Raw genomic sequence first — 14,426 nt, 5'->3', positions numbered from 1 at the left:
ATTCCGCTTTTAGTGATTTTCAAGAGATACATACCTCTTGAGAATTATAGTTTTACATCCAAAAATAATTGATATGTCATCACAAAGTCCTATTGGTTCACTTTTTACAACCATCGAAAACAAAATCGCAACGATTACATTTGGTCATCCTTCGAGTAATTCTTTTCCAAGGGAATTATTGGACAGATTGACGACTGAATTCAGTAATTTAAGTTCGAATGAATTGGTTTCTGTAATTATTTTGAGAAGCGAAGGAACGGGAGCATTTTGTGCAGGTGCTTCTTTTGACGAACTGTTGGCAGTTTCCAATGAAAATGAAGGTACTCAGTTTTTCTCTGGGTTTGCCCATTTGATTAATGCGATGCGATCGTGTTCTAAACTAATTATTGGACGCATTCACGGAAAAGCAGTAGGAGGTGGCGTAGGTATTGCCGCGGCCTGTGATTATGTTTTGGCCACAAAAAACGCCTCCATAAAACTTTCCGAATTAGCAATAGGAATTGGTCCATTCGTTATAGAACCAGCGGTTTCGAGGAAAATTGGAAAAACGGCAATGTCCGAAATGACTTTGGCAGCTCACGAATGGAAATCAGCTGATTGGGCTTTCTCCAAAGGTTTATATGCTAATACTTTTGAAACTCTCGAAGAACTTGATACTACAATAACTGATTTTAGTTCCAAATTATCGAGTTACAATCCTAAAGCTTTAACAGAAATGAAAAAAATAATCTGGGAAGGAACTGAAGATTGGGATACCTTATTACTTAAAAGAGCAGCGATTTCTGGTGAGTTAGTTTTATCCGATTTTACCAAAAATGCCCTCAACCAATTTAAAAAATAGATGGCATTGAAAATAGTATTGCTAGTGCAAGAGGTTAATATTGCAGAGAAATTAAAAACAGCACCCGATGGTACTTATCAAATTGGAGTGCTTATTGGCTCCTTTATTCCATTTGTAGTTTTGGCGGGTTTGGCTTATTGGATGTACGCTTCTGCAAAAAAAAGAGACAAGAACGTTTAATTATTTACTAAATTTGCATTCAAAATTATAAGTAGATGAGCAAAATCAGGATTACAAAGAAATTTAGTTTCGAAACCGGTCATGCACTTTATGGTTACGATGGCAAATGTAAAAATGTTCATGGACATAGTTATAAACTGTCTGTAACCGTTATTGGCAGCCCTATCGAGAACCGAAATGACGTAAAATTTGGAATGGTAATCGATTTTACCGACTTAAAGAAAATTGTAAAAGAAGAGATTGTAGATCAATTTGATCATGCTACTGTTTTTAATGAAACTACTCCGCATGTCGATTTAGCGCACGAATTAAAGAATCGCGGTCATCATGTTATTTTGGTTGATTACCAACCTACAAGCGAAAATATGGTTATTGATTTTGCACAAAGAATAATTGGCAGATTACCAGCAGATATCAAGCTTTTTTCTCTGAAATTACAAGAAACAGATTCGTCTTTTGCTGAATGGTACGCCAGCGATAATTTGTAATCCACAAACCCACACATTAGCTTCATGCAATTAGCCAACAATAAAAAAATATACTTTGCCTCCGATCAGCATTTTGGTGCGCCAACAGCAGAACTTAGTTTGCCAAGAGAAAAGCGATTTGTGGCTTGGCTGGATGAAGTAAAGGAAGATGCCGAAGCGATTTTTCTATTAGGTGATTTGTTTGATTTTTGGTTTGAATATAAAACGGTAGTGCCAAAGGGCTTTATTAGAGTTTTAGGAAAATTAGCTGAAATTAGAGACAGTGGAGTTCCAATCTATTTCTTCGTTGGGAACCACGATTTATGGATGGAAGATTATTTCCAAAAAGAATTAAATATTCCTGTTTTTCATGACAATCAAGAATATACTTTTGGAGATAAAACATTCTTAATTGGCCATGGCGACGGAAAAGGACCCGGTGATATGGGATACAAACGAATGAAAAAAGTGTTTACAAATCCTTTTTCAAAATGGCTTTTCAGATGGCTGCATCCTGATATTGGTGTTCGTTTGGCACAATATCTATCCGTAAAAAATAAATTAATTTCGGGTGATGAAGATGTAACTTTTTTAGGTGAAGACAACGAATGGCTAATTCTTTATTCGAAAAGAAAATTGGAAACCAAACATTATAACTATCTTATTTTTGGACATCGCCACCTACCAATGAAAGTGAGTGTAGGCGAAAATTCAGAATACGTGAATCTGGGAGACTGGATTAGCTATTTCACTTATGGAGTTTTCGATGGTGAAACATTCGAATTAAAAAAGTATTAATTCATTCCTTCGCCAAATAAATAAGCGTCTAAATTTATTTTGAATAAAGTTCCTTCAACCAAGTCTTTTACGGCGGTCAACTCTTTCATGGAAACCGCTAAATCAATTTGAGAACAGGGAGTTTTTAATAGAAATTTTCGGCAATTATTTTTTAATTCGCAATCCTCGCAACAGTTATTTAATTTATAACTTTCTTCAATACAGCTCCTAAATTGCTGAAGTTCGTGCTGGCTAAAGTAAAATCCAGTTTCTCTAAAAATCAATTGGACTTTATCGATTAGTATGTCATTCTCTTTTCTCCAGTAGAAAGAAGTTCCTGAATCGTTGTAATATATTTGCTTTATATCTTGCATGTGAAAATGTTTGAAACAAATATAGTTATTATTTATAATAATTCTAAATAAAACGCAATCATTCCTGATTTTCATGTTCTTCTAAGTCTTTAGTAAGATCCAGTTTTCTAAAAGTGGGTGATATTATTCCTGTTGTTAATACAACGAAGAGCGTCATACTTCCGCCAAAAACTACTGCAGTTACCGTTCCCATTAGTTTTGCCGTAAGTCCACTTTCAAAAGCGCCTAATTCGTTTGAAGAACCCACAAACATTGAGTTTACTGCCGAAACTCTACCACGCATATGATCAGGAGTTTTTAATTGCAATATCGTTTGACGGATTACTACAGAGATACCATCGAAAACGCCACTAAAGAATAAGGCTAAAAGCGATACCCAAAAAATGGTTGAAAGTCCAAAGACAATAATACAAATTCCAAATGCGAAAATGGCCGATAGCAATTTCATTCCAGCATTTTTACTCAAAGGAACATAAGCAGTAATAATCATGGTCAAAAAAGCACCAACTGCGGGAGCGGCTCTAAGAAAACCGAAACCTTCTGGTCCAACTTTTAATATATCTTGAGCAAAAATGGGTAAAAGTGCTATAGCACCACCAAAAAGAACGGCTACCATATCTAATGTAATTGCTCCTAGAACAGTCTTGTTATTGAATACAAATTTTATTCCTTCGGATAAACTTTGCATTACAGGCTCTCCAATTTTAGGATTCAGAATTGGTTTTTTCTTTATTTGAGATAATGCTAATAAAGCGAAAATCGAGCAAGCAAAAACAGTACACAGCGACCAGTGTACACCTATTAATGTAATTGAAAATCCAGCTACCGCAGGTCCTACAACCGAGGCAATTTGCCAAACAGAACTGCTCCAAGTCGCTGCATTAGGATATACTTTTTTAGGCACAAGTAAGGAGAGTAAGGAAAAGATGGTAGGGCCAAGAAAAGCTCTGACTAAACCACCAAGAAAAACCAAGAAATAGATAGAATACAAAATAGTTTTTGTCGAAATATCTTTTATCACAACTGGCCAAGTCAATAAAAACAAGCCAAAACTAATTACAGAAAAAGCGAGAATGCATTTTACAAGTAGTCCTTTTTTCTCTTTTTGATCCACTATATGACCGGCAAATAAAGCTAAAGAAAGAGCTGGAATTACTTCCATTAAACCGATAATTCCTAGTGAAAGAGGATCTTTGGTAATGCTGTACACTTGCCATTCGATAATGATGAATTGCATAGACCAAGCAAAAACCATGGCAAAACGCAGTAGTAAAAAAGTGTTGAATTCTTTAAATCGTAAAGCAGCGTAGGGATCTTTTTTATTTGGTTTTGCTGAGCTCATTACTTAATGCTTTTTAATCTTAATTGGATGGAGACTTTTCCGTTCCATTCATTTTCGTCTATACAGTATGCCACTTGAAAAGGTTTTTGATTGGTCGTTAAATCAAATTTATCTCCTAATCCAAAACCAATTGCGGCAAGACCTTCACTCCCATTTTGTTTTACAAAAAGTCGCACATGTTCGTCCTCTTGTCCCATTAGTTTTCCATAGCCCGTATCTTTAACGTCTTTTGTCAAAAAAGTAGGTGTCATATTCAAAGGTCCAAAAGGTTCGAATTGCTTTAGAATCCGGATTAATTTTGGAGTAATGTCAGAAAAATTGATTTCAGCATCGATCGCAATTTCAGGCATTAACATATCTGGATGAATGGTTTTTCCGACCTCTTTTTCGAATGCTTCTTTGAAAACAGAATAATTTTCTGCTGCCAACGTCATTCCAGCCGCGTACATGTGTCCGCCAAATTGTTCCAAATGTTCCGAGCAAGCTTCAAGTGCATTATAAACATCAAAACCTTTTACAGAACGTGCTGAAGCAGCATATTTATCGCCGCTTTTTGTAAAAACAAGCGTGGGACGATAATAAGTTTCTATCAGTCGAGAAGCAACAATTCCGATTACACCTTTGTGCCAATCTTCTTGAAAAACTACTGATGTAAATCGCTCTTTCTCCTTGTTTTCGTCGATTTGTTTTAAGGCCTCTTTGGTAATTAATTTGTCTAAATCTTTGCGCTCTGAATTATAGGCTTCAATTTCGGAAGCAAATTGTTGTGCTTGTTCAAAATCAAATTCGGTTAATAATTCAACGGCATGATTACCATGTTTGATGCGACCAGCGGCATTAATTCTCGGAGCGATGATAAAAACGACATCGGTAATATCTAAAGTTTGTTTTTTTATTTGATGTATCAAAGCTTTGATTCCGGGTCTCGGATCGCTATTAATAACTTGTAATCCAAAATGGGCTAAAACTCGATTTTCTCCCGTCATAGGAACAATATCGGCTGCAATAGCGGCTGCAACTAAATCTAAGTAGGGAACTAAGTCCGTGATGGTTTGGTTTCTATTTGTTCCTAAAGCCTGAATCAGTTTAAAACCAATTCCGCAGCCACATAATTCGTCATAGGGATAGTTGCAATCGTCTCGTTTTGGATCGAGAACCGCAACCGCATCCGGTAATGTATCTCCGGGTCTGTGGTGATCGCAAATGATGAAATCGATATTTCGTTCTTTTGCGTAAGCGACATGATCAATCGATTTTATACCGCAATCTAAAGCGATGATTAACGAAAATCCATTGTCATCAGCAAAGTCAATTCCCATGAATGAAACGCCATAGCCTTCTTTATAACGATCCGGAATATAAGTTGCTACATCAGGATAATAGCTTTTTAAGTAAGAAGAAACGAGTGAGACCGCCGTGGTTCCATCTACATCATAATCACCAAAAACAAGAATTCGTTCCTGATTTTCAATCGCTTTTTCTATTCGTTCGACTGCTCTTTCCATATCTTTCATTAAGTATGGATCGTGTAAATGGTCTAAAGAAGGTCTGAAGAAATTCTTAGCATCTTCAAAAGTTTCAATACCGCGTTGCACTAATAACTGCGCCACAAAATCTTCCACATTCAGGGCTTGCGCCAAATGCTTGATTTTTTCTTCGGAAGGTTTTGGTTTAATAGTCCAACGCATATAATTTTATTTAAAGTTCAAGTTGGTATAACGAAATTATTTTGCAGTTAATGGACTTCCGTAAAATGCAATTCCTTCCCAACCCGTTTTCATAAAGTTACGAATGTTTTGGTGATTGGTTCCATCAGGATTTTTTAATACTTCATCGTAATAGTATGCGCCAAAACAAGATAATGTTGCTACTTCAGATAAGTTTTGTAATTCGGCGAAAGCGAATAATTTACAAGAACCGGAGTTTTCTCCAGCCACATTGTGTAATACTCCATTTTCAAAAGCTGTTGGTTCGAAAGTATAGTTTTCCTCAATTACCGCAATGGTTTCTGCGAAAGCAATAGTTTCAGGAGTTTTATTTAATTTTTCTAAAAAAGAATCTATGTTCATCTGCTTGTTTCGTTAAAATTGTGAGACAATATTTTTGGCGGCCACTATTGCTCCTTCCATATATCCTGGATTTTGAGAAGCAGTTTCGGAACCAGAAATATATAATTTGTTGTTCAAAAATGGTGTTTTATAATCTGCATGACCATTATTCTCATGTCCCATAACTAATTGTTCGTATGGAAAAAAAGTAAGTGGTTCTTCACGCCATATTTTTTCATGATATTCAATATAATTTTCGGCTTCGTTGCCAAAGAGTTTTGTCAATTGGAGAATCACTTTTTCTTGTCGTTCGTCTTTTGACATTGTATAGGTACCGCCGTTTAGGAATCCTTTTAATGCATATCCTATGTTGTCAGCTGTGCTGTGATCGTACATTTCCTGAATTATGCTGGCTTGGCTATATAACGTTCCAGAATAGTTGTTTTCTCTCCAAAATGGACTTGCATATTCGACGGCAAATTTTATCGATTCACCCATCCAGGTGTGCGTTTTTCGGGCTAATTGCTGAATAGAATCAGGTAAAATGGGTTCGAATAATATCGTTTGAACTAACAAATGGGGCGGTAATGTCGAAATAACTTTATCTCCTAGATATTGACTTCCGTCAGAAGTGGTAACTTCTAGATGGTTGCCAACTTCTTTTATTGCGGTTACTTTAGTTTGTGTTTTGATGTTGTGGATTCCAACTTCAGCAGTTAATTTTTCAATTAATTTTGCTGTTCCACCAACTATTCGATACGAAGACTCTTCTGTATCCGAAATTTCAAATTTTTGCGGAGGCACAAAAGACATGGTTTCAAAAAAAGAGATACCCCGAGTGTGTTGCTTAAAATAAGCGATTTTGAACTCGTCAAGTAAAGCAATAAGGTTTTGGTGCGGATTGCTAAACCATGTCGCTCCCATTTCTATTGTAACGCCAGTTGGACCAATGATCGTTTGTATGCGGCCTCCAATGCGGTTATCGGCTTCTAATAAAATAACTTCCAAGCCTTTTTTTTGTAGCAAATAAGCGATCATTAAACCAGATAAACCGGCACCGATGATTATGATTTTTGCTTTATTCATGTTTTATTCTTCTTTCTGGAATTTACTTTTTTTCACTTCTTTAACGATAGTTTTCCCAGCAACCACAACCACTATTTCTCCTCTTGGAGCTGTTTTTTCAAAGTGAGCTAGAACTTCTTTTGCTGTTCCTCTTCGGTTTTCTTCGTGCAGTTTAGAGAGTTCTCTAGAGACGCATATTTGGCGGTCTTCGCCAAAATAAGTCACAAATTCAGCTAGTGTTTTTACTAGTTTATGGGGAGAAACATATAGTATCATTGTTCTAGTTTCTTCGGCTAGTTCTAAATATCGTGTTTGACGCCCTTTTTTCTCAGGTAAAAAGCCTTCGAAAATAAATTTATCATTGGGTAATCCACTATTCACCAAAGCGGGAACGAAAGCTGTGGCACCGGGAAGACATTCTACTGTAATTCCGTTCTCCACGCAAGCACGAGTCAGTAAAAAACCAGGATCTGAAATGGCTGGTGTTCCAGCGTCAGATATCAATGCAATGGTTTCGCCAGCTTTTAATCGAGAAATTAAATTCTCGACTGTTTTGTGTTCGTTGTGCATATGATGGCTGTGCATGTGCGTGCCAATTTCAAAATGCTTCAATAATTTCCCGCTCGTACGCGTGTCTTCGGCAAGAATCAAGTCGACTTCTTTAAGAATCCGAATTGCTCGAAAAGTCATGTCTTCAAGATTACCTATTGGTGTGGGAACGATGTATAATTTTGACATAAATTATTTTAAAGGAATTTTTTTTCTATGATGTCCATGAAACGCTCTTCATAATCAGCCTTTCCGTCCCAGTTGTTGTAATCCGGTTTCACCATTTCTTCGATGAAATTTCTTGTTTCATAGAAATTATCAAACGTGATTAATTGATTTAACACGCGGTTGTAATCCTCATTGCTGTTTCCAAAAAGATGTTTTACAAATGCAATTTGATCATTCAAATCAATATTTATGCCTTTTGAAAACGTGTCATTTATAGAAACCGTTTTTGTCTCAGGAGTTTTTTCGGCTGCTATAGTTGGGATAATTTCTTTTTCTTCTGTTTTTGCGACAGCTTCAAATACCATTTCGGGTTGTAGCGACTCTATGTCGTTAACTTTTACAAACTCAGGTTCGCTGTAGTGACCTCCTAGCAAATCTTCAAAAGTTATTTGCATAGCTGGTGCTTTCATCGGAGTTTCTACTTCGATTTCTTCTGTTAACTCGAAAGCAGATTTGAATTTGGTTGCTGGTTCTTCGTCTGTTTCTTCGTCTTCCACTTCTTCATTTTCAGCGATGATTTCCTCTGCTTCTTCAGCAATTTCCTCGCTTTCAATTTCATTATTTGAAACTTTTTCCTCTTCAATAGCTTCTATATCCTCAACAGGCTGTTCTATTATGTCGGCTGCAAAATCACCTAAATCATGTACATCTTCTGCTGTAATTTCTTCTGCGTCAGTATTGTTTTTCTCTTCAGTAGTTTCCTCTGTTACCATTGGTTCTTCTACGGATTCATCTTCAGCAGAAATTTCTTCACTTGCTGCTTGTTCATCTGCTACCTCTGCTGTTGGAATTTCTTCAGCAGAAACTTCTTCAACAGGGACCATTTCGGTCATTTCAATCATCGTCTCCACAGGTAGGTGGTCGCTTTTGTCATAAAAAGCTTCAATATCTTTTTCAATTTCAGCTTGACCTATTGTAGGTCTCACCTCACCATATTGCTCCTCGACAAATCGTAAAACCGACAGCTTTTCATATAGTTTTTGGGTTTCCAAAAACAATTGATTGATGTCAGACTTATTCTTAAGTTGTAATATTCTGTGAGCAATGCTGACTAAATCGGCTTCCAATCTTTTTTTCATGACGTTTGAATTATGGTGTGTATGGCGTGTGTGTTTCTAATTTCTATAATTATTATCCTACTTAAGAATTAAGGTCCTTTTATAGGAAATATTTAATTTGCATTTAAGCGTTCTCAAATCACTGAATTAATAAAATTTTTCTACTTTTGAGACTACGTAAAAGTATAAAATCTTAAGTCGGTTTATTACAATACAAAGTAATAAAAACTATTCATTTTTTAAGTTAGAAAAATACAAAATGTTTCTCGAAAATACAGTAAATCATAAAGAACAATTTGGTTGGATCGAAGTCATTTGCGGTTCGATGTTTTCGGGTAAAACCGAAGAGCTTATTCGACGTCTGAAAAGGGCGCAATTTGCCAAACAAAAAGTCGAAATTTTTAAACCTACAATTGACACTCGTTATGATGATGAGATGGTGGTTTCTCATAATGCTAACGAAATTCGCTCTACACCAGTTCCTGCTGCCGCAAACATTGCTATTCTAGCGCAAGGTTGTGACGTTGTAGGTATTGATGAAGCCCAGTTTTTTGACGACGAAATTGTAAGAGTATGCAATGATTTAGCTAACCAGGGAATTCGTGTTATTGTAGCAGGATTAGATATGGATTTTAAAGGAAATCCCTTTGGACCAATGCCAGCTTTAATGGCAACTGCCGAATATGTTACTAAAGTGCATGCGGTATGCACACGCACTGGGAATTTAGCGAATTACAGTTTCCGTAAAACTGATAATGAGAAATTAGTGATGCTTGGAGAAACAGAAGAATATGAGCCTTTAAGTCGCGCAGCATATTACCATGCCATGCGAAAAGATGATGAGGGAAAGTAGGATCCTCAGCCCGGCCCTCTTCGAAGAAGAGGGAGACTAAACGGAAATATAATAATAGAAAACCCTTTCATAGTTTAGAACTTTGAAAGGGTTTTTAATTTTTTATATAAACTTTTGGTTCGAGCAATAAATGTGGAGGGGAAGTAGCCTTTTTCTATAAAATCAGAAACCCGATCCGTTTTTAAAACCTGTCGCGTTTGATGAAATATCTATATTAATTTATTCGTAATACCTATATCTTCTTCCTCATTCTAGCAACTGGAATGTCCAGTTGTTCTCTGTATTTTGCTATGGTTCTTCTCGCAATAGGGTAGCCTTTTTCTTTCAGAAGTTCGGCTAATTGATCGTCAGGAAGTGGTTTTTTCTTATCCTCTTCCTCGATGATATTCTGTAAGATTTTTTTAATTTCTAAAGTAGAAACATCTTCGCCCTGATCGTTTTTCATCGCTTCCGAGAAAAATTCTTTGATCAGTTTAGTTCCATAAGGTGTTTCAACATACTTGCTGTTTGCAACTCGAGAAATAGTCGAAATATCGAGACCTACCATATCAGCAATATCTTTTAGAATCATTGGCTTCAGCTTAGTCTCATCTCCTTCAAGAAAATATTCTTCTTGATAATGCATGATTGCATTCATGGTGACAAAAAGTGTTTCCTGACGTTGTCTAATCGCATCTATAAACCATTTAGCCGAATCTAGTTTCTGCTTTATAAACTGTACAGCATCCTTTTGAGGACCTGATTTATCAGTTGACACTTTATACGTCTGCATCATTTCCTGATAATCTTTAGAAACGTGCAGGCTAGGAGCGTTTCTTCCATTTAATGTCAATTCCAGTTCGCCGTCAACGATTCTGATAGCAAAGTCAGGAACTACATTTTCTGTGATTTTATTATTTCCAGTAAAAGCGCCACCTGGCTTTGGATTGAGTTTTTCTATTTCGTGAATTGCTTTTTTAAGCTGCTCATTCGAAACATTATATTTTTGAATTAACTTCTCGTAATGCTTTTTGGTAAAAGCATCAAATTGGTTTTCGATAATATCGGTTGCTAATTCCACCGACTCAGTAGGTGTTTTGTGTTTTAATTGCAACAATAAACACTCTTGCAAATCACGTGCTCCTACTCCGGAAGGCTCTAATTCATGAATAACAGTAAGCATTCTTTCTACGGTTGCTTCATCGGTGTAAAGTGCTTGCGTAAATGCCATGTCATCTACAATGTCAGGAACACTGCGGCGGATATAACCCATATCATCAATGCTACCTACTAAAAATTCTGCAATATCGCGTTCATCATCGTTCAAGATAAACGTATTCAACTGATTGATTAGATCCTGGTGAAAACTTACGGGCGCTGCTAATGGAGATTCACGATCTTCATCATCATCGCTATAATTGTTTGTTTGAGTTTTATAATCAGGAGTGTCGTCACTGCTTAAATATTCGTCGATATTAATGTCTTCGGCATCAACTCTGTCTGATTCAGAGTCGTCGTAGTCATCATAATCTTCATTATCAAACTCGTCATTTTCGTAGTCGTCTTCCTCTTTCCCTGCTTCCAAAGCGGGATTTTCATTCATTTCTTCCAACAAACGTTGTTCGAATGCTTGCGTAGGCAATTGAATTAACTTCATCAGCTGAATTTGCTGAGGAGATAATTTCTGGGATAATTTTAAATTTAAAAATTGCTTTAGCATTTTATATTTTGATTAAAAAGTTTAAGGTTTTAAAGTTTAAAGTTGTTTGGGTTTCAAACAACTTTAAACCATTAAACAAATTAAACTATTTTTTAAAATTCGGCATTCAATGGCGTTCTTGGGAAAGGAATTACGTCGCGGATGTTTGTCATTCCAGTTACGAATAGTACCAGTCTTTCAAATCCAAGTCCGAAACCAGAGTGAACTGCTGAACCAAATCTTCGTGTATCTAAGTACCACCATAATTCTTCTTCATCAATTCCAAGAGCTTTCATTTTTTCGACCAAAACATCAAAACGTTCCTCTCTTTGTGATCCACCTACGATTTCTCCAATTCCTGGGAATAAGATGTCCATCGCTCTTACTGTTTTTCCATCCTCGTTCAAACGCATGTAAAATGCTTTGATATTCGCTGGATAATCAAACAAGATTACTGGGCATTTAAAGTGTTTTTCTACTAAGTAACGTTCGTGTTCAGATTGTAAATCAGCACCCCATTCGTTAATGATGTAGTTGAATTTTTTCTTTTTATTTGGTGTACATTCTCTTAAAATGTCAATAGCTTCGGTGTAAGATACGCGTTTAAAGTTGTTTTCTAACACAAAATTTAATTTGTCTAACAATGCCATTTCGCTTCGTTCAGCAACTGGTTTTGATTTTTCTTCGTCTAATAAACGAGTTTCTAGAAATTTCAAGTCCTCTGGGCATTTCTCCATGGTGTACTTAATCACGTACTGAATGAAATCTTCGGCTAAGTCCATGTTGTCATTCAAATCATTGAACGCGACTTCTGGCTCAATCATCCAAAATTCAGCAAGGTGACGCGAAGTATTCGAGTTTTCGGCTCTAAATGTTGGTCCAAAAGTATAAATCTGTCCCAAAGCCATTGCAAAAGTTTCTCCTTCTAATTGTCCAGAAACAGTTAGATTAGTCTCTTTACCAAAGAAATCTTCCTTGTAATTTACTTTTCCGTCTTCCGTTCTTGGCGTTTCGTCAAATGGTAAAGCAGTAACTTTAAACATTTCGCCAGCTCCTTCAGCATCAGATCCTGTAATGATAGGCGTATTTACATATACAAATCCTTTTTCTTGGAAATAACTATGAACTGCATACGATAATACGGAACGCACTCTCATGATCGCACCAAACATATTGGTACGAACACGTAAATGTGCATTTTCACGCAAGAAATCAAGACTTGGTTTATTCTTTGGCTGGATAGGGAACTTCTCAGCATCCGAATCTCCCAGGATTTCTAGTTTTGCAACTTGAATCTCAAATTTTTGTCCAGCACCTTTACTTTCGACTAAAGTTCCTGTTACCGATATAGCTGCGCCAGTAGTAATCCTTTTTAAAGTTTCATCGGGAGTATTCTCAAAATCGACAACACATTGTATATTATTGATGGTGGACCCATCATTTAAAGCGATAAATTGATTGTTTCTAAAAGTTCGCACCCATCCTTTTGCATTTACTTCGTGAAGTGTTTTGGTACTCTCTAGTAAGTCTTTAACTCTTGTATGTCTCATTTTAATTTTAGATTTTTAGCTGTACGATCTATGATTTCATAGTATATCGAATAAAAGTAAATGCAAATATAATTGATTTGTTTTAATTGTCATTATCGGGATTGCGCCAATGTGACCCTTTTTCTTGCTGCCGTAGTTTCAAGACGCTATATCTTCCACTTTTTAATTCGAAAGCTGTTTGTCGTTCGAATAAAAAACTAAAGGATTTCTATCGAAGCGTAGGGTTTTTAGAGCTAGAGTGAAAAGGAATCTTTACAATTTACTTAATGCGAAATTGCGTTCTCTATTAAAATAGAGCTTCCCGTCAAGATTGACGGGAAGTTTTATAAAGTTCTAAAAAATCACAATAAATACTTTGCAGTGATTGTTATGATTTTTCTATTGGTTTTTGTGAACGTATACATCCATTTGTGGAAACGGGATATTGAGTTTGTACTCCCCAAAACGGGTGTATACTTTCTCATTCATATCATAAAACACAGCCCAATAATCCGGACTATCTACCCATACTTTCACTGCAAAATTGACGGAACTGCCTGCTAATTCAGAAAGTCCAATAAAAGGCGCAGGATCCTGCAGAATTCTTGGGTCCTCAGCTATGAAATCATTAATTGCTTTTTTGAAATTCTCCAGGTCATCACCGTATGCAATTCCATAGGTCCAATCGACTCTTCGCGTAGGTTCAGCAGAAAAATTAGTTAGTGCATCGGTTGAAAGAGGTCCGTTCGGAATAATAATTAACTTTTTATCCACCGTGTTCAACAGGGTAGAAAAAATACTAATTTCCTTTACGGTTCCTGTGTAGCCTTGCGCTTCGATGAAATCTCCTATTTTAAACGGTTTTAAAATCAAAATAATTACTCCACCCGCAAAATTCTGAAGTGTTCCAGACAGAGCTAGTCCAACTGCTAAACCAGCGGCTCCAATAATTGCTACAAAAGAAGTCATTTGGATACCTATCATTCCCATGACCGTGATAGCTACTAATCCTTTCAATAGTATGTTTGTAATACTTCTTAAAAAAGGGACAAGAGATTGATCAATATTTGATTTTTCTAGTGATTTTCTAACACCTTTAGTTATTAGACTACTTACCCATAATCCAATAAATAGTACTATAATAGCGCCTATTAATTTAGGTGCATATTCAAATCCAAAATCCGTTATTTTTTCTAGGTAATTGTTTACAACGATAACTTGTTGCTCCATTTTTTATGCTTTTTTGTTTTTCTACTCATTAGGCTTTTCGATTTCGCCCCGTTTATTTTAGTGGTCACTGGACTCCACTTTTAGATTAAAAATCTAAGTCTATAAGATAATGGAATTAGTTTAAAAAACGAATTAAACTACCAATTATATTTTTTTAGACATTGATTATGAAGCAAAAAAAGCTTCCGCTCAATCAAGAAGGGAAGC

General features: G+C 36.2%; 15 protein-coding genes. 5 read left to right on the top strand and 10 right to left on the bottom strand.

The window, feature by feature from the left end; translation table 11 throughout:
• The first annotated feature begins 73 nt into the window (after positions 1-73).
• The 4 genes from FQU23_RS02780 to FQU23_RS02765 are packed head-to-tail and all read left to right on the top strand — an operon-like array spanning position 74 to position 2,286.
• Positions 74-841: an enoyl-CoA hydratase/isomerase family protein gene (locus tag FQU23_RS02780; RefSeq protein WP_147672478.1), complete on the top strand. Its 768-nt coding sequence runs from the start codon at positions 74-76 to the stop codon at positions 839-841.
• Positions 842-1,021 (top strand): hypothetical protein, encoded by a 180-nt coding sequence (locus tag FQU23_RS02775; protein WP_147672477.1) that lies wholly within the window; start codon positions 842-844, stop codon positions 1,019-1,021.
• A 35-nt stretch (positions 1,022-1,056) separates the two neighbouring features.
• Positions 1,057-1,509, top strand: a complete 453-nt coding sequence (locus FQU23_RS02770) for a 6-pyruvoyl trahydropterin synthase family protein (RefSeq protein WP_132108922.1) — start codon at positions 1,057-1,059, stop codon at positions 1,507-1,509.
• A gap of 24 nt (positions 1,510-1,533) precedes the next feature.
• The gene (locus FQU23_RS02765; protein ID WP_147672476.1) at positions 1,534-2,286 is read left to right on the top strand and encodes a UDP-2,3-diacylglucosamine diphosphatase; all 753 of its coding nucleotides are present in this window, start codon (positions 1,534-1,536) and stop codon (positions 2,284-2,286) included.
• On the opposite strand, the gene FQU23_RS02760 is transcribed toward FQU23_RS02765, so the two are convergent.
• From FQU23_RS02760 to FQU23_RS02730, 7 genes are read right to left on the bottom strand one after another with little or no spacing between them, the layout of a single operon-like run.
• Entirely contained in the window at positions 2,283-2,639 is a 357-nt protein-coding gene (locus FQU23_RS02760) for a hypothetical protein (protein ID WP_147672475.1), read from the bottom strand. The genes FQU23_RS02765 and FQU23_RS02760 overlap by 4 nt on opposite strands.
• Positions 2,640-2,697: 58 nt before the next feature.
• The gene (locus tag FQU23_RS02755; protein WP_147672474.1) at positions 2,698-3,981 is read right to left on the bottom strand and encodes an MFS transporter; all 1,284 of its coding nucleotides are present in this window, start codon (positions 3,979-3,981) and stop codon (positions 2,698-2,700) included.
• Positions 3,981-5,669, bottom strand: a complete 1,689-nt coding sequence (gene recJ / locus FQU23_RS02750) for a single-stranded-DNA-specific exonuclease RecJ (RefSeq protein ID WP_147672473.1) — start codon at positions 5,667-5,669, stop codon at positions 3,981-3,983. Before recJ ends, FQU23_RS02755 begins: the two co-directional genes overlap by 1 nt.
• A 36-nt stretch (positions 5,670-5,705) precedes the next feature.
• Positions 5,706-6,050 carry a HopJ type III effector protein gene (locus FQU23_RS02745; RefSeq protein WP_147672472.1) on the bottom strand — a complete coding sequence of 115 codons (345 nt, stop codon included), beginning with the start codon at positions 6,048-6,050 and terminating at the stop codon, positions 5,706-5,708.
• Positions 6,051-6,062: 12 nt separating this feature from the next.
• The gene (locus FQU23_RS02740; RefSeq protein WP_147672471.1) at positions 6,063-7,115 is read right to left on the bottom strand and encodes a flavin monoamine oxidase family protein; all 1,053 of its coding nucleotides are present in this window, start codon (positions 7,113-7,115) and stop codon (positions 6,063-6,065) included.
• A gap of 3 nt (positions 7,116-7,118) precedes the next feature.
• Positions 7,119-7,832: a 16S rRNA (cytidine(1402)-2'-O)-methyltransferase gene (gene rsmI, locus FQU23_RS02735; protein WP_132108908.1), complete on the bottom strand. Its 714-nt coding sequence runs from the start codon at positions 7,830-7,832 to the stop codon at positions 7,119-7,121.
• Between the two features lie 8 nt (positions 7,833-7,840).
• The gene (locus tag FQU23_RS02730) at positions 7,841-8,950 is read right to left on the bottom strand and encodes a hypothetical protein (protein WP_147672470.1); all 1,110 of its coding nucleotides are present in this window, start codon (positions 8,948-8,950) and stop codon (positions 7,841-7,843) included.
• Between the two features lie 238 nt (positions 8,951-9,188).
• Between FQU23_RS02730 and FQU23_RS02725 the strand changes: the two genes are divergently transcribed.
• On the top strand, positions 9,189-9,782 hold the full coding sequence (locus FQU23_RS02725) for a thymidine kinase (protein ID WP_147672469.1): 594 nt from the start codon (positions 9,189-9,191) through the stop codon (positions 9,780-9,782).
• Between the two features lie 232 nt (positions 9,783-10,014).
• Here the strand turns inward: FQU23_RS02725 and rpoN are convergent, their stop codons facing one another.
• The 3 genes from rpoN to FQU23_RS02710 form a co-directional block, all read right to left on the bottom strand.
• Positions 10,015-11,481, bottom strand: coding sequence for an RNA polymerase factor sigma-54 (gene rpoN / locus FQU23_RS02720; protein ID WP_132108902.1), 1,467 nt, complete (start codon positions 11,479-11,481; stop codon positions 10,015-10,017).
• Positions 11,482-11,573: 92 nt separating this feature from the next.
• Positions 11,574-13,010, bottom strand: a complete 1,437-nt coding sequence (asnS, locus tag FQU23_RS02715; RefSeq protein ID WP_147672468.1) for an asparagine--tRNA ligase — start codon at positions 13,008-13,010, stop codon at positions 11,574-11,576.
• 378 nt (positions 13,011-13,388) lie between these two features.
• The gene (locus FQU23_RS02710) at positions 13,389-14,219 is read right to left on the bottom strand and encodes a mechanosensitive ion channel family protein (protein ID WP_147672467.1); all 831 of its coding nucleotides are present in this window, start codon (positions 14,217-14,219) and stop codon (positions 13,389-13,391) included.
• Positions 14,220-14,426: the final 207 nt, after the last annotated feature.

It is taken from the genome of Flavobacterium sp. XN-5 (assembly GCF_008033395.2).
In the GTDB taxonomy this organism is placed as follows: Bacteria; Bacteroidota; Bacteroidia; order Flavobacteriales; family Flavobacteriaceae; genus Flavobacterium; species Flavobacterium hiemivividum.
This window is presented reverse-complemented; position numbering and strand designations above follow the sequence as displayed.

Excerpts from the sequence above, each read along its gene's own strand:
- FQU23_RS02780 (WP_147672478.1), top strand. The coding sequence starts at position 74 with ATGTCATCACAAAGTCCTATTGGTTCACTTTTTACAACCATCGAAAAC.
- FQU23_RS02775 (WP_147672477.1), top strand. The coding sequence starts at position 842 with ATGGCATTGAAAATAGTATTGCTAGTGCAAGAGGTTAATATTGCAGAG.
- FQU23_RS02770 (WP_132108922.1), top strand. The coding sequence starts at position 1,057 with ATGAGCAAAATCAGGATTACAAAGAAATTTAGTTTCGAAACCGGTCAT.
- FQU23_RS02765 (WP_147672476.1), top strand. The coding sequence starts at position 1,534 with ATGCAATTAGCCAACAATAAAAAAATATACTTTGCCTCCGATCAGCAT.
- FQU23_RS02760 (WP_147672475.1), bottom strand. The coding sequence starts at position 2,639 with ATGCAAGATATAAAGCAAATATATTACAACGATTCAGGAACTTCTTTC.
- FQU23_RS02755 (WP_147672474.1), bottom strand. The coding sequence starts at position 3,981 with ATGAGCTCAGCAAAACCAAATAAAAAAGATCCCTACGCTGCTTTACGA.
- recJ (WP_147672473.1), bottom strand. The coding sequence starts at position 5,669 with ATGCGTTGGACTATTAAACCAAAACCTTCCGAAGAAAAAATCAAGCAT.
- FQU23_RS02745 (WP_147672472.1), bottom strand. The coding sequence starts at position 6,050 with ATGAACATAGATTCTTTTTTAGAAAAATTAAATAAAACTCCTGAAACT.
- FQU23_RS02740 (WP_147672471.1), bottom strand. The coding sequence starts at position 7,115 with ATGAATAAAGCAAAAATCATAATCATCGGTGCCGGTTTATCTGGTTTA.
- rsmI (WP_132108908.1), bottom strand. The coding sequence starts at position 7,832 with ATGTCAAAATTATACATCGTTCCCACACCAATAGGTAATCTTGAAGAC.
- FQU23_RS02730 (WP_147672470.1), bottom strand. The coding sequence starts at position 8,950 with ATGAAAAAAAGATTGGAAGCCGATTTAGTCAGCATTGCTCACAGAATA.
- FQU23_RS02725 (WP_147672469.1), top strand. The coding sequence starts at position 9,189 with ATGTTTCTCGAAAATACAGTAAATCATAAAGAACAATTTGGTTGGATC.
- rpoN (WP_132108902.1), bottom strand. The coding sequence starts at position 11,481 with ATGCTAAAGCAATTTTTAAATTTAAAATTATCCCAGAAATTATCTCCT.
- asnS (WP_147672468.1), bottom strand. The coding sequence starts at position 13,010 with ATGAGACATACAAGAGTTAAAGACTTACTAGAGAGTACCAAAACACTT.
- FQU23_RS02710 (WP_147672467.1), bottom strand. The coding sequence starts at position 14,219 with ATGGAGCAACAAGTTATCGTTGTAAACAATTACCTAGAAAAAATAACG.